Raw genomic sequence first — 21,846 nt, forward strand, 5'->3', positions numbered from 1 at the left:
TACATCACGTTCCGCACCATCATGAGCGCCTTGTCGGCGCTGGCCGTGTGCCTGCTGCTGGGCCCGGGCATGATCCGCAAGCTGGCAGCAATGAAAGCGGGACAGATCGTGCGCGACGATGGCCCGCAAACGCACCTGGCCAAGGCCGGTACGCCGACCATGGGCGGGGCGCTGATACTGACGTCGATCACCGTGGCCACGCTGCTCTGGGCCGACCTGCACAACCGCTACGTGTGGGTGGTGCTGGGTGTGACGCTGGCATTCGGCGGCATCGGCTTCTATGACGACTATCGCAAGCTGGTGCTGCGTGACAGCCGGGGGCTGCCGGGGCGGTGGAAGTACCTGTTGCAGTCCGTTTTCGGCCTTGCCGCGGCGCTGTTCTTGTTCATGACCGCCAAGACGCCGGCCGAGACGGCCTTGTTCCTGCCCTTGTTCAAGCACGTGGTGGTGCCGCTGGGCCTTGGATTCGTAGTGATCTGCTATCTGATGGTGGTGGGCTTTTCCAACGCGGTGAACCTGACCGACGGACTGGACGGCCTGGCCATCATGCCCAGCGTGCTGGTGGCCGGTGCGCTGGGCATCTTTGCCTACCTTGCAGGCAACGCGGTGTTTTCGCAGTACCTGGGGATTCCCTCGATTCCTGGTGCGGGTGAGCTGGCGATTTTCTGTGGCGCGCTGGCCGGTTCGGGGTTGGGTTTCCTGTGGTTCAACACCTACCCGGCGCAGGTCTTCATGGGCGACATCGGAGCACTGTCGATCGGTGCTGCGCTGGGACTGATCGCGGTGATCGTGCGGCAGGAGATCGTGTTGCTGGTGATGGGTGGCGTATTCGTGATCGAGACCGCTTCGGTGATGCTGCAGGTGGCCAGTTTCAAGCTGACCGGCAAACGGCTGTTCCGGATGGCGCCGATCCACCATCACTTCGAATTGAAAGGCTGGCCGGAGCCACGCGTGATCGTGCGTTTCTGGATCATTTCCGTGGTGCTGGTCCTGATCGGACTGGCTACGTTGAAGGTGCGCTGATGCTGCTGTTGTTTCCATCCTCACAACAGGCCAGGCGCCGGCAGGGGCCAAGTGGCCGCTATGACCAGGTGATGATTCTGGCCATCGTTGCCTTGGCCAGCATCGGTATCGTGATGGTGGCTTCGGCATCGATCGCGGTGGCCGACGGCAAGCACATCGGTGAGTTCTATTACCTGAAGCGACATCTGGTGTACCTGGGCCTGGGCACGACGTTGGCGCTGGTGGCGATGCGTGTGGAGCTGAAGTTCATCGAGAAGTTCAGCCTGCCGCTGATGCTGGCGGGCATGGCGGTGATGCTTGCGGTCTTCGTCCCGGGTATAGGCATGCGCATCAACGGTGCGCGTCGCTGGCTGAATCTGGGTGTCAGCTTCCAGCCGGTGGAGGCGATCAAGCTGATCCTGATCATCTATCTGGCCAGTTATCTGGTGCGCCACAAGCAGGCGGTCGAACGCAAGCTGTTCGGTACCGTCAATCCGCTGGTGGTCGCCGGGCTGGTGGTGATCAGCCTGCTATTGCAGCCTGACTTCGGGTCCTCGGCGCTGATCATCGCGGTGACCGTGGGCATGATATGGCTGGGTGGTGCGCGCATGCGCTACCTGTTCGGCATGGCGGCCCTGACAACACCACTGCTTGCGGCGGCCGCATTGAGCGAGGATTACCGTGTTCGACGCCTGATGACCTTCCTGGATCCGTGGAAGGATCCGTTCAAGGACGGCTTCCAGCTGACCCAGGCGCTGATCGCCATAGGACGTGGTGAATGGACCGGCGTAGGCCTCGGTGAAAGCGTGCAGAAGTTGTTCTACCTGCCCGAGGCACATACCGACTTCATTCTTGCCGTGATCGGCGAGGAGCTCGGTCTGGTCGGCATTCTTGTGGTGCTGGGGCTGTTTGCGCTGCTGGTGGTGCGCGGACTGATGATCGGGCTGAAGGGTGTCGAACTGGGCCAGCATTTTGCCGGTTACTTGGCTTTCGGAATCTCGCTGATGATCGGATTGCAGGCCATGGTTTCGGCCGGCGTGAATCTCGGCGTGCTGCCGACCAAGGGCCTGACCCTGCCGTTGATCAGTTCCGGTGGGTCCAGCGTCTTGATGACCTGCGTAATGCTGGGCGTGCTGCTGCGCGCGAGCTATGAAATTTACCGTGCGGAGGATGCGCGACGCATGGCCGTGCGCAGCGAATCGACACGTCACGCCGAGGAGGTGGTGTCATGAGCACAGACGCACCCGTGCTGATCATGGCTGGTGGGACTGGCGGCCACATCTTTCCGGGTCTGGCAGTGGCCTGCGCCCTTCGCGAGCGCGGCGTGGCCGTGGCCTGGCTGGGTGCGGTGGGCGGGCTGGAAACCCGTCTGGTGGCGGCACACGCGATCCAGATGCATACCGTACGTATCGGCGGCTTGCGCGGTAAGGGGTTGGCCACGCGACTGGTCGCCCCTTTCGTGCTGGCGCGCGCCGTACTTGCCGCACGCGCTGTTTTGCGCCGAGTACGGCCGCGTTGCGTGCTTTCGATGGGCGGTTATGTGGCCGGTCCGGGCGGCCTGGCCGCATGGATGTCGCGTTGCCCCTTGCTTGTGCATGAACAAAATTGCGTGCCCGGTATCACCAACCGTGTGCTGGCACGACTGGCAGCGAAGGTCATGGCCGGTTTCGATGGCGCCTTTCCCGCACGGATCGACGCCGAGTGGGTCGGCAATCCGGTCCGCGACGATATCGCCGCACTGTCGCCTCCGGCGCAGCGGATGGCCGGTCGCCAGGGCCCATTGCGGCTGTTGGTTCTGGGGGGCAGTCAGGGTGCGCGTGCTCTAAACAGGGTCGTGCCCGAAGCATTGCGGGAGTTGCCCATGAATCAACGTCCCGAGGTGCTTCACCAGTGCGGCGAACGCGATCTTGAAGGCGCCCGCAGCGCCTATGCCGAGGCCGGCGTCCAGGCACGCGTGCAGCCGTTCATCGAAAACATGAGCGAAAGCTATGCCTGGGCGGATCTGGCCGTATGCCGGGCCGGCGCGCTGACCCTGGCCGAGCTGTCTGCCGCCGGGCTGGGTGCGGTGCTGGTGCCGTATCCGTTTGCGGTCGATGACCACCAGTCACGCAACGCGCAGGCGCTTTGCGAGGTCGGTGCGGCCGAACTGGTCCAGGAACGTGACCTGGATCCCGCGTTGCTCTCCAGAAAGCTGAACCAGCTGTTGAGCGACCGCGAGCGACTGCTCTCAATGGCTATTGCCGCGCGCCGGCTGGCCCGTGCGGATGCCGCACAGACCATTGCCGGTTATTGCCTGGAGGAGGCCGCATGAACGTGCGTCGGATGCGTCCCCACGAAGACATCATGACGGTGTTTCGCCACGTGCACTTCATCGGCATCGGCGGTGTCGGCATGAGCGGCATCGCCGAGGTGCTGCACAATCTCGGTTACAACGTCTCCGGTTCGGATCGCGCCCGTTCTGCAACCACAGAGCGTCTGGCAGCGCTGGGCATACGCGTGCATGAAGGCCATGCGGACGATCATGTCGAGGGCGCCGACGTGGTGGTCACTTCCAGCGCCATCCACGAGGACAACGCGGAGCTGAAAGCTGCGCGCAAGCGTCGTATACCCGTGGTCCCGCGTGCCGAGATGCTGGGTGAACTGATGCGCTTCCGACGAGGCATCGCCATTGCCGGCACCCATGGCAAGACCACGACCACCAGCCTGACCGCCAGCGTACTGGCGGAAGCGGGCTACGACCCGACCTTCGTCATCGGCGGTCAGCTCAACTCGGCAAAAGCCAATGCCCGTCTGGGTACGGGCGAGTACCTTGTGGCCGAGGCCGACGAGTCCGACGGCTCGTTCCTGATGCTCTCGCCGATCCTTGCGGTGGTGACCAACATCGACGCCGACCACCTGGAAAACTACGGCGGCGATTTTGCCAACGTGCGCCAGGCCTTTTCCGACTTCCTGCACCGGCTGCCGTTCTATGGGCTGGCCGTGCTTTGCGTGGACGATCAAGAAGTGGCCGGGCTGTCGCGCGAGATCGCGCGCAGCGTGGTCACTTATGGCATCGACAGTGAAGATGCCGACGTGCGCGCCACGAACCTGCTCCAGCTCGGTTTCGAAATGCATTTCGAGATCAAGCTCCCCGGACGCAAGAAGACGCTCCCGGTGTGCCTGAACCTGCCCGGTCGACACAACGTGCTCAATGCCCTGGCCGCAGTTGCGGTGGGCTGGCAGCTTGGCGTGGACGAGACCGCCCTGGTGGGTGCGCTGGCAAGCTTCCAGGGCGTGGGTCGACGTTTCCACCGGCGCGGCGAGATTGCTCTGGATGTCGGCAGCGCGTTGCTGATTGACGATTACGGACATCATCCCAGCGAACTGGCTGCAGTGTTCGATGCGGTGCGAGGGGGCTGGCCGGACCGGCGCATGGTCGTGGCCTTCCAGCCACACCGCTACAGCCGTACACGGGATTTGATGGATGACTTCGCAGGGGTGCTGTGCGAGGCCGATGTGCTGGTGTTGACCGAGGTCTATCCGGCGGGAGAGACGCCGATCGCCGGAGCCGATGGTCGTGCGCTGGCACGCGCCGTTCGAGCGCGCGGCAAGGTCGATCCGGTACTGGTCGAACATCCGCGAGACTTCGCCCATGCGCTGCCATCGCTGTTGATGGATAACGATCTGCTGATCCTGCTGGGTGCGGGCGATATCGGAAGTACCGCGGTGGCACTTTCTGACGCGGGCGAGATCAAGAGCGGGGGGGCGACATGATGACCAATGGGCATCCCGAGCGCGTGAGCTCTGCGGGCGACTTCGGCCGCGTGGCCGTGGTCATGGGCGGATTGTCCGCCGAGCGCAAGGTGTCGCTGGATTCAGGCCGCAACGTGTTGGCGGCGCTCAAGGCACGCGGCATTGATGCGCATCCGATCGACGGCATTCCGGCCCTGCTCGATGCCCTTCGCGCAGGGCATTTTGCGCGCGTGTTCAATATTCTTCATGGCGGCGGCGGCGAAAACGGCCAGTTGCAGGGCGCGCTGGATGCATTGGGCGTGCCCTACACCGGCTCGGGAATCCTCGGTGCCGCGCTTTCGCTGGACAAGATACGCGCCAAGCAGGTGTGGTTGTCGCGCGGAATGCCGACGCCTCGCTTCGAGCCTTTGCCGCGCGGTGGAGACGTGCACGCCGTTTCCCGCACGGTGGGCCTTCCGGTCATCGTCAAACCGGCCTGGGAAGGCTCCAGCGTTGGAATCAGCCGCGTCTACGAGGACGCCGATCTGGACGCGGCGGTCGAGCTGGCCGCGTGCTATCCGGGCGACCTCATGGTCGAGCAGTTGATCGAAGGCGATGAGCTGACGGTATCCATCCTCGGCGCCGATGTTCTGCCCTCGATCCGGATCGTTCCCAAACGTGGCTATTACGACTATCACGCCAAATACGAGGCCGACGACACCCAGTACATCTGCCCAGGGCTGGATGGCGCGGCCGAGGACGATGTTCGCCGCTTGGCGCGCGAGGCCTTTGCGGCTCTGGCATGTTCCGGCTGGGGACGTGTCGACGTGATGCGAGATCGCGAGGGCCGCAACTGGCTGCTGGAAGCCAATACCGCCCCGGGCATGACCACGCATTCGCTGGTACCCAAATCCGCCAGCACCGTGGGGATCGGTTTCGAGGACCTGTGCTGGCGGATCCTGGAGACCAGTTTCGAGAGCACGCCCGCACAGCGACAGGGCGGCCCGGCATGAGACTTTCCGTTCCTTTCCGCTACATCGCCTGGCCCCTGGCCCTGGCGCTTGTCGTGTTGCCTGTGGTGGGGCTGATGCGCGGCTGGTTCGCAGCCAGTCGTTGGCCCATCCGTACCCTGGAAGTGCAGGCACCGTACAAGCATGTCAGCGCAGACAAGCTGCGAGCCACGGTGGCGCCGTATCTGCACAAGGGCTTCTTCGCGACCCGTCTTGACCGGGTGCAGGAATCAGTTGCCGCGCTGCCCTGGGTGGCTTCGGCCGAGGCGCGCAAGGTATGGCCGGATACCCTGGTGCTGCAGGTCCATGAACGCCAGCCGGTAGCCCATTGGAACGGAAACCAGCTGATCGACCGGCAGGGACGGGTCTTCACGGCTCCAGGCGCAGCCGATATCACCGGTTTGCCGCAACTCAGCGGTCCGGAAAGTCGCGAGAGCGATGTCGTGGCGTTTTTCCAGAAAACCTATGCGCAATTCCGCAATGACGGCCTGGTGGTGGTCGGCGTGGATCTCAGCGGGCGCGACAGTTGGCGCCTGGAGTTGTCCGGGGGCGCCGAGATCGTGGTCGGCAACGCTGATCCGGAGCAACGTCTGCAACGCTTCCTTGACGTCTACCCGAGCCTGGGAGAAGGCGCGGACAAGCATTTCACGCACGTGGACCTGCGTTACGCAAACGGCTTTGCCGTGCGCTGGTCAGGAAGCCAGGCCTCAAGCCCGAACCACGGGGGAAGTCCGCCATCATGAATCGAAAGAACGAAAAACAGCTGGTCGTCGGACTGGACATCGGCACCTCCAAGGTGGTTGCGATCGTGGGCGAATTCGTACCCGGCGAACCGGTCGAGGTGATCGGCATCGGATCGCATGTCTCGCGAGGGCTCAAGCGGGGCACGGTGGTCGACATTGAATCAACGGTGCATTCGATCCAGCGCGCCGTGGAGGAGGCCGAGCTGATGGCCGGTTGTGACATCCGCTCGGTGTTTGCCTCGATTTCGGGCAGTCATCTGGAAACCAAGAACTCGCATGGCACCGCAGCCATCCGTGATCGAGAGGTCACCGCTGCCGATCTCGAGCAGGTCCTGGAGGCCGCACGCGCCGTGGCCATCCCGGCCGATCGCAAGGTGCTTTACAAGGAGCCGCAGGAATACCGCATCGACGGCCAGGATGGCATCCGTCATCCGGTCGGCATGAGTGGCGTTCGTCTTGAGGCCAGCGTGCATCTGGTGACCGGCGCCGCGCCCGCGGTGCACAACATCACCAAGTGCATCAGCCGTTGCGGCCTGTCGGTCGATGAACTGGTGCCTTCGGCCGTGGCCAGTGCCAAGGCGGTACTGACCGACGACGAACGTGAGCTGGGCGTTTGCCTGGTCGACATTGGTGCCGGTACCACCGATATCGCCATCTATACCCAGGGCGCGATCCGGTACACCAAGTCGCTGCCGGTGGGCGGCGACCAGGTGACCAGCGACATTGCCTACGGCGTGCACACGCCGACCGCGCACGCCGAGGAGATCAAGATCAAGTACGCCTGTGCGCTGGCCCAGTTGGCGCGCGCCGAGGAGACCATCCAGGTCCCCAGCGTCGGCGACCGCCCACCGCGACGTCTCGCGCGTCAGGCGTTGGCGCAATCGGTCCAGGCCCGCTACGAGGAAATTTTCGAAATGGTTCAGGACGAGCTGCGTCGATCGGGCTTCGAGAGCATGGTCGCTGCCGGCGTGGTGCTGACTGGAGGCGCTTCGCGCATGGAAGGTGCGCTGGAATTGGCCGAAGAGGTGTTCCACAAGATGGTGCGCCTGGGTCATCCGACCCAGGTCAGTGGTTTCGGCGATGTCATTGGCAATCCGAGTCAGGCCAGCGGCGTGGGTCTGCTGCTGCATGGTGCGCGCAGTGGCGGGTCGGGTATCGGCGGTGGCCCGATCGGGCCGGGTATGGGCGGAATGATCGGGAAGATGCGGGATTGGCTGACACGAAATTTCTAGCCGTGCACAGGTACGGCATCAAGGAAATGGACGTACAGGGAAGCACGATCGGGCAGGAGGAATCTCCTGTCACACCGGACCACGGCATTTGTCGCGGCCGGACAAAAACACAAAAAGCGAAACATAGACGGAGGACGGGAAATGTTTGAATTAGTCGAGAAACTGGCACCCAATGCGGTGATCAAGGTGATCGGTGTAGGCGGCGGCGGTGGCAATGCCGTGGCCCACATGGTCAAGGCCAACATCGAGGGCGTGGAGTTCATCTGCGCAAATACGGACGCTCAGGCGATGAAGAACACCGGTGCAAAGGTGACGCTTCAACTGGGCGCAAATGTCACCAAGGGCCTCGGCGCGGGCGCCAATCCGGAGGTCGGCCGTCAGGCCGCGCTGGAGGATCGCGAGCGACTGGAGGAATTGCTTGAGGGCACCGACATGGTGTTCATCACCGCCGGCATGGGCGGCGGTACCGGCACCGGTGCGGCACCGGTGGTCGCGCAGCTTGCCAAGGAAAAGGGCATCCTGACGGTGGCCGTGGTCACCAAGCCGTTTCCTTTTGAGGGCAACCGCCGCATGCAGGTGGCACTGAAGGGCATCGAGGATCTGTCTCAACACGTCGATTCCCTGATCACGGTCCCCAATGAAAAACTGCTGACTGTGCTCGGTCGCGAGGTCACCCTGTTGAGTGCCTTCAAGGCTGCGAACGAAGTGCTGCAGGGTGCGGTGCAGGGCATTGCCGACCTGATCACGGCACCGGGCCTGATCAATGTCGACTTTGCCGATGTGCGCACCGTGATGAGCGAGATGGGCATGGCAATGATGGGTTCGGGGACCGCCAAGGGCGACGACCGCGCCCAGGCGGCCGCAGAGGCGGCGATCAACAATCCGCTGCTGGAGGACGTGAACCTGTCCGGGGCTTGCGGGATCCTGGTCAATGTCACGGCGGGACCCAACCTGACCATGCGCGAGTTCGACGAGATCGGCCGTGTGGTGCATGCCTTTGCCAGCGAGGACGCCACCGTGGTGCTGGGCACCTCGCTGGATGCCGAGCTCAAGGATGAGGTCCGGGTTACGGTGGTCGCAACCGGCCTGAACCGTGCGGCGGCCGTTCGCAAGCCGATGCAGGAAGACATGCGCAAGCAACCGCAACCGTCTCGCCAGCCTCCGCGACCGGTCGTCCTGCGCACGGGGACAGGCAACGAAGTGGTCGATTATGCCGATCCCCAGAGCAAGTCGCATGGCAAGTCCGAACCGGCGACATCCACTGAAAGCGATCCGGGGTTGAACTACCTGGATATCCCGGCCTTCCTGCGTCGGCAGGCCGACTGAGGGTGTGCATGTGTTGCCGAAACTTCGCCAGCACATGCACATTCGGCATTGCCGGCACCGGAACTCCCGTCCTCCGGTGCCGGTCCCATTGTGTCGTGCGGAACCGGCGGAGCCATGGTGCTCCTGCCGGAACCGCACGTCGTTTTATCCAGGCGATCGTTTCCGGCCCCATCCTGCATGAAAAAAAATCGGGCACGAATTTCACCCGAAGCAGAGGCCTGGATAGGACAGGCGACGTACGCTTGCGTATTGCGCAGTCGAGAATTGCGGGCGAGTGCTCAGTTAAGCGCGGCGGTATACTTTCTAGGTAGTTAAAACTGTGTTAGCCTTTTTAACACTTTTGGCTGCTGTCCTTAAAGGTTGCAGGCATGATCAAGCAGCGCACTCTCAAAAACACCATCCGTGCAACCGGCGTCGGCCTGCACACCGGAGACAAGGTCTACATGACCCTGCGACCGGCCCCCGTGAACACGGGCATCGTTTTCCGACGCACGGATTTTGCCGAACCTGTGGAGATTCCTTCGCGCTGTGAGAATGTGGGTGACACCCGACTGTCCAGCACTCTGGTCAAGGGTGACGTGCGTGTCGGCACGGTCGAGCATCTGATGTCTGCATTGGCTGGCCTGGGCATCGACAATGCCTACGTCGACCTTTCCGCACCGGAAGTTCCGATCATGGACGGAAGCGCGGGACCATTTGTGTTCCTGCTGCAATCGGCCGGGATCGAGGAACAGAACGCGCCCAAGCGTTTCATTCGCATCAAGAAGCCGATCAAGGTCGAGGATGGCGAGAAGTGGGCGCGGTTCGAACCGTTCGAAGGCTTCAAGGTCGGATTTTCCATCGACTTCAATCACCCGATTTTTTCCAAGCGCACCTCCAGTGCCGAGATCGATTTCTCCACGACTTCGTTCGTGAAGGAAGTCTCGCGTGCGCGCACATTCGGTTTCATGCGTGACATCGAGATGCTGCGCGAACACAACCTTGCGCTGGGCGGCTCGATGGACAATGCCGTGGTGCTGGATGATTACCGCGTGCTCAACGAGGACGGCCTGCGCTACGAGGACGAATTCGTTAAACACAAGATTCTGGACGCCATTGGCGACTTGTACATGCTTGGGCACAGCCTGATCGGCGCATTCTACGGCCACAAGTCGGGGCATGAACTCAACAACAAGCTGTTGCTGGCGCTCGAGGCCAACGCTGATGCGTGGGAAGAGGTCAGCTTCGATGATCCGGCCGATGCGCCTATTTCCTACGTGCATCCCGCTCAGGCGATCTGATACGCAAGCAGGGTTCCTGCCCCCTTCCAACGCCTTCGGTTTGCCGGAGGCGTTTTCATTTGGGGATCAGCAGGATGGGTTGTCTCATTAACGTGTGAGATGATGTCCTTCCCACCGGTTATGAACGTGATATAAATCTGATATAAATCTCTGGGACGCCCGTCGCAGTCTCAGCGGGTCAAATACAAAATAATCCTTGAACGCGGCACCGCTTGCGTGCCGTGATATGGAGCTGCCACCCCATAGGGGTTATTTCGGCGCGCCGGGGGGCGATGTTTCATCGGCAATGGATGCCAGGTTGAGGAACAGGGCCTTCAATTCTTGGTCCGACAGGGACTGTGCCGCCTTGCGGAGATGATCTGCGGCGGTACGCGAGAGTGGCTTGGCGGTGACCGTGACTTCGGTTTCGGGTAGCGGCGGGACCACTTTGACGACGACGGAAACGGCCTCGGCGCCGAGATCGTGTGCGGCTTCGAGCAGAGTGTTCCCGGCCATGCGCAGTCGCGAAGCCCAAGCCGGAGTCGGCGCCAGAAATACCAAGCGTCCGTCACGCAGGTCGGCAAGCTGGACCTGTTCCCTGAGTGGGGATGGAAGCTTCTGGCGCAGCTTTTCGTCCAGTACGCCCAATGCCCGGGCACGCGCACGCAGCGCCGCTACGGGTTTGGAATCGCCCACCGCGGTGGCGAGTGATTCGGAACGGTGGGTTGTACGCGGGCGGGAAGGCTGCACGAGAGCGACCGGATATCAGCTAAGCAGTGAAGACCATGAAGATCATACTCGTTCCGAGCAACCGACAAGCGCCACGATCCTTTGATATCGGCAACCGTGCCTTGCGTATGCGGTTGGTCGGAATCGTGACTGCTGTCCTGCTGCTGGTTGCCGGCGCGGGAGCAGCTTCGGCGCTTGTGATCGTGCGTCCCCGCAGCAGCGCGGTCCATGAAATTCATCGCATGCGCCAGACCCTTGCCCAGCAGCAGCAACAATTGACACAGGTGCACGCCGATGCCCAGCGAGACATCAATGCCCTGGCAGTCAAGCTGGGTGACTTGCAGGCCCAGTCGGTACGTCTGGACGCCCTCGGCGAACGCTTGACCAAGGCCGGACAACTCAAGGACGGTGAATTCAATTTCGACCAGCCACCGGCGGTGGGTGGCCCCGAGGACAGCAATGCCTCGATGTACGCTATTCCGCGTACGCTGGATGGCAGCATCAGTGCGCTTTCGTCACGATTTGATCGCCAGCAGGCGCAACTGAAGGCCCTGGAGGACCTGCTGCTCGACCGCAAGGTTGCCTCCAGCCTGCGTCCGGCAGGTATGCCGGTCCGAGGTTACATTTCCTCCTACTACGGTTATCGCACGGATCCGATCAACGGAAGCCGTGAATTCCATTCGGGCCTGGACATCGCCACCCCGATCGGTACACCGGTACACGCCGTGGCCGAGGGTATCGTCACCTATGCAGGAGTCCGCAGTGGCTATGGCAACGTGGTCGAAATAGACCATGGAAACGGATACATGACCCGTTTTGCGCACAACAGCAAGCTTCTGGTGCACGTGGGCCAGCGCGTTCGCGTGGGGCAGGTCATATCCCTTTCGGGTGATACCGGCCGCTCGACCGGGCCGCATCTGCATTTTGAGGTCTGGTTCAAGGGGCGGACCATCAATCCGTTGGCGTTCGTGCGCAGTCACCGTTGAACCCCCTGTTTTCAGCCACGCGTGCCGTTGCAAGCTACGGTCAGACCTTGAAAGCGGTTGCAGATGCCTCCATTGGCAAGGCAGTGCATGGGCGTGCGTAGTATGATTGTGGATTCGACCGCGCGCGCTGCGGCCATTCGTTAATCACATCTCGGACCTTCGATGTTCAATCGCCTACTGACGAGCGTTTTCGGCAGCCGCAATGAGCGCGTGCTGCGTCAGCTTTCCAAGACCGCCGCGCGTATCAACGCGCTGGAGCCCGAGTTCGAGAAGCTTTCCGATCAGGAGCTTGGATCCAAGACGGACGAGTTTCGCAAGCGCCTGGCTGAGGGGGCCACGCTGGACAGCCTCCTGGTCGAAGCCTTTGCTACGGTTCGCGAGACCTCCAAGCGGGTGCTCGGCTTGCGCCATTACGACGTGCAGCTGATCGGCGGAATGGTGCTGCACCAGGGCAAGATCGCCGAGATGCGTACCGGCGAGGGCAAGACCCTGGTCGCCACGCTCGCGGTGTACCTGAATGCGCTGGAAGGCAAGGGCGCGCACGTGGTTACCGTGAACGACTACCTTGCGCGTCGCGATGCGGCACAGATGGGCAGGATTTACGGGTTCCTCGGGCTGACCACCGACGTGGTCTGGCCGGAAATGGACCACGAAGACAAGCACAAGGCCTACTCCGCCGACATCACCTACGGTACCAACAACGAGTTCGGCTTCGACTATCTGCGTGACAACATGGCGCTGTCCAGCGAGCAGCGCTACCAGCGGGGCCTGAACTTCGCCATTGTCGACGAGGTCGACTCGATCCTGATCGACGAAGCGCGTACGCCGCTGATCATCTCGGGTCCGGCCGAGGATTCGCCGGAGCTGTATATCAAGGTCAACAAGATCGTACCGCACATGTCCCGGCAGGAGACCGAGGAAGGTGAGGGCGATTATTGGGCCGACGAGAAACAGAAGCAGGTCCACCTGTCCGAGGAGGGCATGGAACACGCCGAGCAACTGCTGCACGAATCGGGCGTGATCGATGTGGACAGCACCCTGTATGACTCGGCCAACCTGGCTGTGGTGCACCATCTGAACGCCGCTCTTCGCGCGCACGCGCTTTACCAGCGCGACACCGACTACATCGTGCGTGACGGCGAGGTCATCATCGTCGACGAATTCACCGGGCGTACACTGGCTGGAAGACGCTGGTCCGAAGGCCTGCACCAGGCCGTCGAGGCCAAGGAAGGCGTGCCGATCCAGCGCGAGAACCAGACCCTGGCCACGGTCACCTTCCAGAACCTGTTCCGCATGTATACCAAGCTCTCGGGCATGACTGGAACAGCTGATACGGAAGCTTTCGAGTTCCAGTCGATCTACGGCCTTGAAGTGGTCGTCATCCCCACCAACGAACCGATGATCCGCAAGGACAATCCGGACGTGATCTTCCTGGGGCAGGAACACAAGTTCAAGGCCATCGTCGAGGACATCCGCGAATGCCAGTCACGCTCCCAGCCGGTGCTGGTGGGCACCACATCGATCGAGGTTTCGGAGCTGCTGTCTGATGAATTGCGCAGGCAGGGCGTCAAGCACGAGGTGCTCAACGCCAAGCAGCATGAGCGCGAGGCGCATATCGTGGCACAGGCCGGAGCTCCCGGCTCGGTGACCATCGCCACCAACATGGCCGGTCGCGGTACGGATATCGTGCTCGGCGGAAGCCTGCAGGTGGATCTTGATGCTTTACCTGAGGATGCCACCGATGCTGATCGCCAACGCGTGCGCGCCGAGTGGCAGAAGCGTCACAACCAGGTGCTGGAAGCCGGTGGCCTGCACATCATCGGGACCGAGCGCCACGAATCCCGCCGTATCGACAACCAGTTGCGCGGACGTTCCGGCCGTCAGGGCGACCCGGGATCCTCGCGTTTCTACCTTTCGCTGGAGGACAACCTGGTTCGCATCTTCGCAGGCGAGCGTGTTGGCCGCTGGATGCGCGCATTCGGCATGAAGGAGGATGACGCACTTGAAGATCGAATGATCAGTCGACAGATCGAAAAGGCGCAGCGCAAGGTTGAGCAGCACAACTTCGACATCCGCAAGCACCTACTGGAGTTCGACGATACCGCCAACGACCAGCGCAAGGTGATCTACGACCAGCGCCGCGAGCTGCTTGAGGTTGACGATGTCTCCGAGACCCTGATCGATATCCGTGACGATGTGTTTACCTCGCTGGTGCGCGCCTACGTACCCCAGGACAGCATCGACGAGCAGTGGGACGTGGCCGGCCTCAACCGTTCGCTGGAGAGCGAATACGGGTTGCACCTGGACTTGTCACACTGGGTCGAGTCGCAGACCGAACTGGATGCCGAGGGCATCCTCGAGCATGTGCTCGCGGCGGGCAACAAGATGTTTGACGACAAGGAAGCCGAGGTCGGAAGCGAGACCATGCGCCAGCTCGAAAAGCACGTGATGCTGTCCGTGGTCGATGACGCATGGAAGGAACACCTGGCGAGCATGGACTACCTGCGCCAGAGCATTCACCTGCGCAGCTATGCACAGCAACAGCCCAAGCAGGAGTTCAAGCGCGAATCGTTCCTGCTATTTTCCAAGATGCTTGAACGGATCAAGAGCGAAGTCACGCAGATCCTGGCTCGTGTTCGTATCCGCAGCGAGGAGGAAGTCGCGGCTCTGGAAGCCGAGCAACGCCGTCAGGCGCAATCCAAGCAACTGCAGTACCAGCACGCAGAGACCCGTGCGATTGGCGATGACGGTGACGAGGGCGCGGAAGCCTCCGCGCACGGCTCACAGGTCGTTCGCGAGGGCCCCAAGGTGGGTCGCAATGATCCATGTCCGTGTGGTTCGGGCAAGAAATACAAGCATTGCCACGGACGTCTTTCCTGAAACGACGTCAACGTGCATACGAAAAAGCCCCGCGAGCGCGGGGCTTTTTCCTTGTCACCGAGGCTTAATTCCGGACTCTAGCCGTTAGTCGCTGTCGTTGCCTGACGAAGTGCGGCCCGGTTCGGCGGCCACACTGATGCGGATCGGTTCGGGCGTGTCCAGGCGAAGGGCGGTCAGGGTCCCGCCCCACACGCACCCGGTGTCGATGGCATGGATATTCAAACCGCTGAAGAAGCCCAGCGCGGACCAGTGCCCACAGACGATGCGGGTATCGCGCTGGCGCATGCCCGGAACCTCGTACCATGGATAGAGGCCGGGTTTCTGGGTCCCGGGAGGGCCCTTGGCGTTGAAGTCGATGCGACCACGCACATCGCAGTAGCGCATCCGGGTGAATACGTTGATGGCTGCGCGCAGCCGTTCGTTGCCCCTCAGCCTGGGGGTCCATGCGTCTGGTTTGTTGCCGAACATGTTCGACAACAAGCGGCGGTGCTGATTGCCAGCCAGTTCGCGTTCCACTTCGCTGGCGGCACGACGCGCCTGGGACATCGTCCAGCGCGGGGCCAGTCCAGCGTGGACCATGGTCCAGCCCAAATCGGCATCATGGTGCAGGAGGGACTGGTTCCGCAGCCAAGTCAGCAGGGTGCCTGCATCATCGGCAAACAAGACCTCGCGCAGATCTGTATTGACCCTGCGCTGGGCATCGGGCTTGCGCTCGGCAATGGCAAGCAGGCTCAGATCGTGGTTGCCCAGGGTGATTACCAGGTGCTCGCGAAGGGAGTGGAGCAGGCGCAGGACCTTGAGTGATCCGCCACCACGATTGACCAGGTCGCCGCAGAACCACAATCGGTCCGCGGCAGGATCAAAGGCCAGTTTGTCGAGCAAGCGTTGCAGTTCTGGATAGCAGCCCTGCACATCGCCGATCGCATATACGGCCATCAGGCGTCTGACTCCATTTTAAACAATCTCCTTCAGTGCAGCGTACGCGGGATCGAGAGTGTGAACTGCGGGATGCTCGCTTCGAAATGAGTGCCGTCGTCGGCCACCAATTGGTAGCTTCCGCGCATGGTGCCGACATCGGTCCGCAGGACCGCGCCGGAGGTGTATTCAAAGTCATCGCCCGGACGCATCCACGGCGTTTCCCCCACCACGCCTTCACCGGTGACTTCTTCAGTGCTGCCGTTGGCGTCGGTAATCAGCCAGTGGCGCTTCAGCAGTTGCACGGGCAACTGGCCCGCATTATGCAGCCTGATGGTGTATACGAACACGTAATGGTCGTCTTCCGGACGCGATTTTTCCGCATCAAAACGGGTATGGACCTGCACGGCAAGTGCATAGGGGGTGGATTGGTTCATGCAGGGATTGTCGGGCAGGCGGCGCATCCCGGGCAAGCCCGCCTTATGCCGCAGGCGGTATGGATTGCTCGCAAACGCGGGCCAGTGCGACAAAGTCACCAGGGGCCAGGGTCTCGGCGCGGGCCTTTGGGTCAATTCCCGCCGCGGAGATCGCGGTCGCATCCATACGGCCCTTGAGACCATTGGCCAGGGTCTTGCGCCGTTGCGCGAATGCGGCACGCACGATGTCGGCAAGCAGAACGGGGTCCACGAGCGGGCGCTCACTTTCCGGCCTAGGGACCAGACGGACCACGGCCGAGTCCACTTTGGGTGGGGGACGGAAGGCACCGGGGGGTACCGTAAACAGCGAAGTCACGCGACAGGCCAGCTGCAGCATCACACTGAGACGACCGTAGGTCTTGTTTCCCGGAGACGCCGCCATGCGTTCGACGACTTCTTTCTGCAACATGAAGTGCATGTCCGTGATGACTGCGGCGTGCGCCAGGCAGTGGAACAGGATCGGGCTGGAAATGTAATAGGGCAGATTTCCGACGATGCGCAAACGGCGCCCGTTCGCCAGCGCGGTCAGGTCGACACCGAGAATGTCGGCCTGGATGAGGTCCAGAGTGCCTGTACCGGACGCGCGCTCGTACAGTCGGGGGATGAGGTCGGCGTCGACCTCGATCGCGGTCAGACGGCCCAGGGCTGCCAGCAAGGGCATGGTAAGCGCACCCTCGCCCGGGCCGATCTCGACCAGCATGTCATCCGGCTGTGGACGCACAGCGTCCACGATGCGGTCCAGGTAGCCACGATCATGCAGGAAGTGTTGACCGAAATGCTTTTTGGCGCGGTTCACGCGGGGGCCTTCGTGGCGCGTTGTACCAGCTCCAGCGCCATGTGTGTGGCTGCAATCAGGCTGGACGGGTCAGCCTGTCCAGTGCCGGCCAGTTCCAGTGCCGTGCCGTGGTCGACCGAGGTACGTATGAAGGGCAGTCCCAGCGTCAGGTTGACGGTACGGTCGAAGGCCTCACTCTTGAGCACGGGCAGGGCCTGGTCGTGATACATGGCCAGCACGGCGTCCTGACGCCCGCGCATGGCCGGCACGAAGGCCGTGTCGGCGGGCAGGGGACCCAGCAGTTGCATGCCCTGCATGCGAAGAGCCTCGATCACCGGCAGCAACACCTCGATTTCCTCACGCCCCATGTGGCCGCCTTCGCCTGCATGTGGATTCAATCCGAGTATGGCAATGCGAGGGCGCGCGATACCGATCAAGTCGCGCAAAGCATCGTGCACGATATGCAGGGTGTGGGTCAGACCCTCGCGGGTAATGGCATCCGGCACGGCGCGCAGCGGAAGATGCGTGGTCGCAAGGGCCACCCGCAAGGCCGGCACCTGTCCGGTGGCCGCGCTGGCGAGCATCATCACCACCGATGCACCAGCGCGTCGGGCAAAGAACTCGGTATGGCCGCTGAAGGGTTCGCCGGCATCGTTGATGATGGATTTTTGTACCGGGGCCGTGACCACCGCGTCGAACCGTCCGGAAAGGCAGCCGTCGGCTGCATCGGCCAGAATCTGCAGTACGTGGAAGGCATTGCGCGGATCCGGTTGTCCTGGAGACTCAGGCACGCGCAACGGGTGGTGCACGACACGGATCTGGCCCGGTTGGCGGAACGTCCGGTGGTGGCCGTCATCCGGCTCGATGATCAGTTTGATGCCACAACGGCGTGCTGCACGCTGCAGCAAGTCACAGTCCGTGATCACCACCAGATCTGCTGCCAGGGGCTGCATCGCCAGCATGGCGACCAGTTCGGGGCCAATGCCGGACGGCTCGCCGGCGGTGACGGCGAGCCGCGGCAGGCGAGCCGCGGCGTGGTGCATCAGGCAGCGCCTTTGCCGCCCTTGTCCTTCGGCTGGCGCAACGAAGGCACACGGATGTTGATATAGGCTGTCGAACGCAACTGGCGCAGGAAATTGTCGTACGCCTCCTTGGCCTTGCGCTTGCCGATGGCTTGGCGAGCCTGATCCCTCTGCATGGCATCGGTACGATTCTTGGTGCGCTTGCCCAGCAATTGCAACAGGTCCCAGCTGCCATTGACCTTGAAGGGCTTGGAAACTTCTCCATCCTTGAGTTGCGTGATCTTTGCACCGATCACCGAGCCCCATGCATCCTGCGGGAACCAGTCCATGTTGCCACCGGCATTGGCGGTGGTGTCGTCATCGGAAAACTTCTTGGCCAAAGTGGCGAAGTCCTGATGCTTGTTGACGATACGCTTGTAGATGTCCTCGATCTTCTTTTTCGCCTGCGCATCGGTGAGCAGTTCGCTCGGCGTGATGAGGATCTGGCGGGCGTGGTATTCGGTCACCATTTTCTGCTCGGGAGCCCGGCGACCCGCCAGTTTGAGAATCTGGTATCCGTTGGGTCCGCGCACCGGTGGGGTGAGCTGCCCTGGCTTCATCTTGGCCACGATATCGACAAAGGCCGAAGGCACCTCGTCCATGCTGCGCCATCCCAGATCGCCACCCTTGAGCGCATCATCCGCGTCGGAGTAGCGGATGGCGGCCGTGTTGAAGGGCATGCCGCCCTTGATGGCATCAAGCGCTTTTTGTGCACGCTTCTGTGCTGCTTCAATGTCAGCGGCACTGGCGCCCGTGGGCATGCTGATCTGGATGTGTTCCAAGTGGACCTTGCCCCCGGAGTAGGCGGGGTTTTTCAGCAGATTGTTCACTTCGGCGTCGGTGATGGAAACGTCGTCGCGGATGACCGAATCGCGCAACCTCTGCACCATGATCTGGTTGCCGATCTGGCGCTGGAATTCCGCAAAGCTGCCGCCCTGGCCAATAATGGCCTGACGCAGCTGGTCGCTGGTCATGTGGTTCTGCTTGGCCACATTTTCCACGGCCTGCTCAATATCGCTGTTGGAAATGCGGATGCCTTTTTCGGCGGCCTTCTGCACCTGGAGCTTCATCAGGATCAGGCGCTGCAGGACCTGACGATCAAGGATCTTGCGCGGAGGCAACTGGTTGGTGTGACCAGCATATTGCTGCATGACCGTCTGCACCGCACTATTCAGATCACTTTGCAGGATGACCCCGTCATTCACGACTGCGACGATCCGGTCGATCATCTGTGGCTGCTTGTTTTGTGCAGAGGGAAGCAACTGCGCCTGCGCCGGCATTGCGGCGATCAGGGTCAGGGTCAGGACGAACATCAACGAGGTGTAGAACTGTTTCATGCGTGTGGGGAACCTGAGGCATCCGTGAAACACCCGCAATGGGGCCGGCATGGTACGGGTACCCGCTGTTTGGAGCGGGTCTTTTGAGGCATTGAGGCAGGTGCCCGGGCGGGCCGGCCACAACGCGCTGCGTGATCGATTATTGATAGCCAAGAATAGCACGGCGCAGGAATTCCTCGGTCTGTGGACTGCTGCTGCCCAGCCCCTTGAATTGGATCTCCAGGATTACCGCATTATTGGTATGGCCCTGATAGTCGCGCACATAGTGGCGGCCAAGCAGGCGCACCGCCACGCAGCAACTGTCGTACTCGACACCGGCCAGGGCTTCCAGCGTCTTGGGGTGACCGCGTTGCCAATACGGGTCGGTCTGGGCATTGATCTGATCACGCAACGAGACATTCCAGCGTCCGAGCACCCGCCATCGGGGGGATATCGGATAGACCGTGGAAACGTCGATCTGTTCCAGGAAGTTTCTGCGAAAGCGGTAGGCAAAGTTGAAGATACCGTCGCCTCCGATGCGTCGTTGCACCCCGACCGTGGCAAGTTGGCTTTGACGCGTGTTCGGGCTCCACTGGTAGGCGCTGGTCAGGCGCCATTTCTCGGACAGTTGCAGTTCCAACTGGCTGACGTATGCCGAGCCGGTGTAGCGGGTCACCGGGATGTTCGGATTCAACTGCACCTGCTGCGGTGCGAAATAGTGGATCTGGCCGAAACTCAGCGACGCCCGCTGATCGCCCTTGTCGTCAAGCAAGCGCGTGGTGATTGCGCCGGTCAGGTTGTTGGCGTTCATCTGCCTGTCGGCCCCGGAATACTGGTTGCTGCTGAACAACTGCCAGAAATCGAAGGTCAGCGGGCGGGTATCGAACAGGGGCAGTGCGTACTGGTTGCGGTACGGCACATACAGGTAATAAAGGCGGGGCTCCAGCGTCTGGGTGTAATGACTGCCGAACAGATGCGTGTCACGTTCGAAGAACAAGCCCGTGTCCACGCTGTAGATGGGCATCGAGCGGGTCGGGTCCTGCTGGGTGTATCCGTAGCTGGAATAATTGTCGATCAGGTTGTAGTTCGTGTAGCGATAGGACACTCGCGGGTCCAGGAACCACGCCGACCCGCCGAGGGAAGCCTGCACGTAAGGCTGGAAGTCATAGCGATTGCCCTGTACGGCATTGTTCTTGCGGAAGGCCACCGCCTCACTGTCCAGTCCAATGTCGAAAATGCGCGAAACGGGGACATCAAGCCTCAGGACGCCACGCGGCCAGCGCCGGTACTGCAGGCTGCTGTCGGGAAGGAGCGGGTCGACACTCTGGTAGCGGTCCACTCCGATCGCGGCGTTCCACCATTGCCCGGCGCCGCTGATGTAGGCGTTGGAGGCCAGCACGCTGGGGGCCGTGCTCGACAGGTCAGAGCTGAAGTCCTGGAAATAATACCGGTCGGAGGCGCGCTTGTAGTTGGCCGTGAAGTTCCATTGCCGGCTGAGCCGTGTACTGTCCCTGTAGTCGATGAAGTAGCGGTTCGCGCCGTTGTCCAGCGTGGCGCGTTTGGTGCCGTTGTGGTCGTTGCCGGCGAGGCGATCATGCGGCATGTAGTCGACATTCAGCTGGCCGCGGCCAAGTACGCTGAGGTAGCGGAACTCGCTCCCCAGCATGGTACCGCGGCGAGTGTACAGGTGCGGGGTCAGGGTGGCGTCGTAGTTCGGCGCGAGGTTGAGGTAGTAGGGCTGGCTGTACATGAAGCCCGAATTGGAGCTGTTGCCGAAGGTCGGGTACAGCAGGCCGGTCTTGCGGCGGTTGTCGATCGGAAAACTCACGTAGGGCAAGTACAGGAACGGAATGTCGTGGTAGCGCAACGTCGCGTTACGGGCTACGCCCACTCCGGTTTTCTTGTTCAGTGAGATGCGGCTGGCGCGAAATTCCCAGATCCGGTCGTCCGGGTCGCAGGTGGAGTAGCTGGCCTGCCGGAACTGGCTGTGTTGCGGATCGGTCAGGCGGGCCTGTTCAGCCACGCCGTTGCCGCGGGAATCAAGCATCTGATATCGAACGTGGTCGGCCACACCCCGGTTCGGACGGGTGGTGCCGTGCATCCGACGGGCCGAAAGCAGCAGACTGCTGTCCTGGTAGCGCACATTGCCGCGGGCGGCGTAGGCCGTGCTCAGGTCGTTGTAGTCCACGTGTTCGGCGCGCAGCAACTGGTCGTAACGCTGCAGGCGGACGCGACCATCCAGTGCATAAGTGGTGCGACTGGCGCTGTCGACATGTTCGGCACGGATGTCTGTTTGGGCGGTAGCTCTGCCGCGTGCGTCTGCCGGCAGTCCGTACTGGTAAAACGAAAGCAGGGCGTTCGGTCGACACATGGCATAGCTGATCGGGCGCGGGGGACACGAAAGCGAACCCAATGCGCAGGTCAC

General features: G+C 62.0%; 18 protein-coding genes. 11 read left to right on the top strand and 7 right to left on the bottom strand.

Going from position 1 to position 21,846, the window contains the following annotated elements; all coding sequences use genetic code 11:
• The 9 genes from mraY to lpxC form a co-directional block, all read left to right on the top strand.
• Window positions 1-1,023, top strand: a 1,023-nt coding sequence (gene mraY, locus PF446_RS13660) for a phospho-N-acetylmuramoyl-pentapeptide-transferase (RefSeq protein WP_298072533.1), incomplete at its 5' end; no start/stop codon positions are given.
• The gene (gene ftsW, locus PF446_RS13665) at window positions 1,023-2,234 is read left to right on the top strand and encodes a putative lipid II flippase FtsW (protein ID WP_298072535.1); all 1,212 of its coding nucleotides are present in this window, start codon (window positions 1,023-1,025) and stop codon (window positions 2,232-2,234) included. The genes mraY and ftsW, both read left to right, overlap by 1 nt.
• Window positions 2,231-3,313, top strand: a complete 1,083-nt coding sequence (murG, locus tag PF446_RS13670) for an undecaprenyldiphospho-muramoylpentapeptide beta-N-acetylglucosaminyltransferase (RefSeq protein WP_298072537.1) — start codon at window positions 2,231-2,233, stop codon at window positions 3,311-3,313. Before ftsW ends, murG begins: the two co-directional genes overlap by 4 nt.
• Window positions 3,310-4,755 (top strand): UDP-N-acetylmuramate--L-alanine ligase, encoded by a 1,446-nt coding sequence (murC, locus tag PF446_RS13675; RefSeq protein ID WP_298072539.1) that lies wholly within the window; start codon window positions 3,310-3,312, stop codon window positions 4,753-4,755. The genes murG and murC overlap by 4 nt, the downstream gene beginning before the upstream one ends.
• Window positions 4,752-5,726 carry a D-alanine--D-alanine ligase gene (locus tag PF446_RS13680; protein WP_298072541.1) on the top strand — a complete coding sequence of 325 codons (975 nt, stop codon included), beginning with the start codon at window positions 4,752-4,754 and terminating at the stop codon, window positions 5,724-5,726. Before murC ends, PF446_RS13680 begins: the two co-directional genes overlap by 4 nt.
• Window positions 5,723-6,466: a cell division protein FtsQ/DivIB gene (locus PF446_RS13685; RefSeq protein WP_298072543.1), complete on the top strand. Its 744-nt coding sequence runs from the start codon at window positions 5,723-5,725 to the stop codon at window positions 6,464-6,466. The genes PF446_RS13680 and PF446_RS13685 overlap by 4 nt, the downstream gene beginning before the upstream one ends.
• The gene (gene ftsA / locus PF446_RS13690; RefSeq protein WP_298072545.1) at window positions 6,463-7,698 is read left to right on the top strand and encodes a cell division protein FtsA; all 1,236 of its coding nucleotides are present in this window, start codon (window positions 6,463-6,465) and stop codon (window positions 7,696-7,698) included. The genes PF446_RS13685 and ftsA overlap by 4 nt, the downstream gene beginning before the upstream one ends.
• Window positions 7,699-7,839: 141 nt before the next feature.
• On the top strand, window positions 7,840-9,024 hold the full coding sequence (ftsZ, locus tag PF446_RS13695; RefSeq protein WP_298072547.1) for a cell division protein FtsZ: 1,185 nt from the start codon (window positions 7,840-7,842) through the stop codon (window positions 9,022-9,024).
• A 368-nt stretch (window positions 9,025-9,392) separates the two neighbouring features.
• The gene (gene lpxC, locus PF446_RS13700; protein WP_298072549.1) at window positions 9,393-10,304 is read left to right on the top strand and encodes a UDP-3-O-acyl-N-acetylglucosamine deacetylase; all 912 of its coding nucleotides are present in this window, start codon (window positions 9,393-9,395) and stop codon (window positions 10,302-10,304) included.
• A gap of 249 nt (window positions 10,305-10,553) precedes the next feature.
• On the opposite strand, the gene PF446_RS13705 is transcribed toward lpxC, so the two are convergent.
• Window positions 10,554-11,033, bottom strand: a complete 480-nt coding sequence (locus tag PF446_RS13705) for a DciA family protein (RefSeq protein WP_298072551.1) — start codon at window positions 11,031-11,033, stop codon at window positions 10,554-10,556.
• A gap of 125 nt (window positions 11,034-11,158) precedes the next feature.
• Here PF446_RS13705 and PF446_RS13710 point away from each other — a divergent pair, with 125 nt between their 5' ends.
• Together PF446_RS13710 and secA are read left to right on the top strand one after the other, a co-directional pair.
• Window positions 11,159-11,998 (top strand): M23 family metallopeptidase, encoded by an 840-nt coding sequence (locus tag PF446_RS13710; RefSeq protein WP_298072553.1) that lies wholly within the window; start codon window positions 11,159-11,161, stop codon window positions 11,996-11,998.
• 162 nt (window positions 11,999-12,160) lie between these two features.
• Window positions 12,161-14,878: a preprotein translocase subunit SecA gene (gene secA, locus PF446_RS13715; protein ID WP_298072555.1), complete on the top strand. Its 2,718-nt coding sequence runs from the start codon at window positions 12,161-12,163 to the stop codon at window positions 14,876-14,878.
• A gap of 84 nt (window positions 14,879-14,962) precedes the next feature.
• Here secA and PF446_RS13720 read toward each other — a convergent pair whose 3' ends face one another.
• The 6 genes from PF446_RS13720 to lptD form a co-directional block, all read right to left on the bottom strand.
• A complete protein-coding gene (locus PF446_RS13720; protein ID WP_298072557.1) occupies window positions 14,963-15,814 on the bottom strand; it encodes a symmetrical bis(5'-nucleosyl)-tetraphosphatase in 852 nt (283 codons plus the stop codon).
• A gap of 32 nt (window positions 15,815-15,846) precedes the next feature.
• A complete protein-coding gene (gene apaG, locus PF446_RS13725; RefSeq protein ID WP_298072559.1) occupies window positions 15,847-16,230 on the bottom strand; it encodes a Co2+/Mg2+ efflux protein ApaG in 384 nt (127 codons plus the stop codon).
• Window positions 16,231-16,273: 43 nt separating this feature from the next.
• Complete coding sequence (gene rsmA / locus PF446_RS13730; RefSeq protein ID WP_298072561.1) at window positions 16,274-17,065, bottom strand: 16S rRNA (adenine(1518)-N(6)/adenine(1519)-N(6))-dimethyltransferase RsmA; 792 nt, start codon at window positions 17,063-17,065, stop codon at window positions 16,274-16,276.
• Window positions 17,062-18,087: a 4-hydroxythreonine-4-phosphate dehydrogenase PdxA gene (gene pdxA / locus PF446_RS13735; protein WP_298072563.1), complete on the bottom strand. Its 1,026-nt coding sequence runs from the start codon at window positions 18,085-18,087 to the stop codon at window positions 17,062-17,064. The genes rsmA and pdxA overlap by 4 nt, the downstream gene beginning before the upstream one ends.
• Window positions 18,087-19,442, bottom strand: a complete 1,356-nt coding sequence (locus tag PF446_RS13740; protein WP_298072565.1) for a peptidylprolyl isomerase — start codon at window positions 19,440-19,442, stop codon at window positions 18,087-18,089. The genes pdxA and PF446_RS13740 overlap by 1 nt, the downstream gene beginning before the upstream one ends.
• Window positions 19,443-19,581: 139 nt before the next feature.
• Window positions 19,582-21,846: LPS assembly protein LptD (gene lptD / locus PF446_RS13745; RefSeq protein WP_298072567.1), on the bottom strand; the 2,265-nt coding region annotated here is incomplete at its 5' end.

It is taken from the genome of Oleiagrimonas sp. (assembly GCF_027858935.1).
GTDB lineage: Bacteria > Pseudomonadota > Gammaproteobacteria > Xanthomonadales > Rhodanobacteraceae > Oleiagrimonas.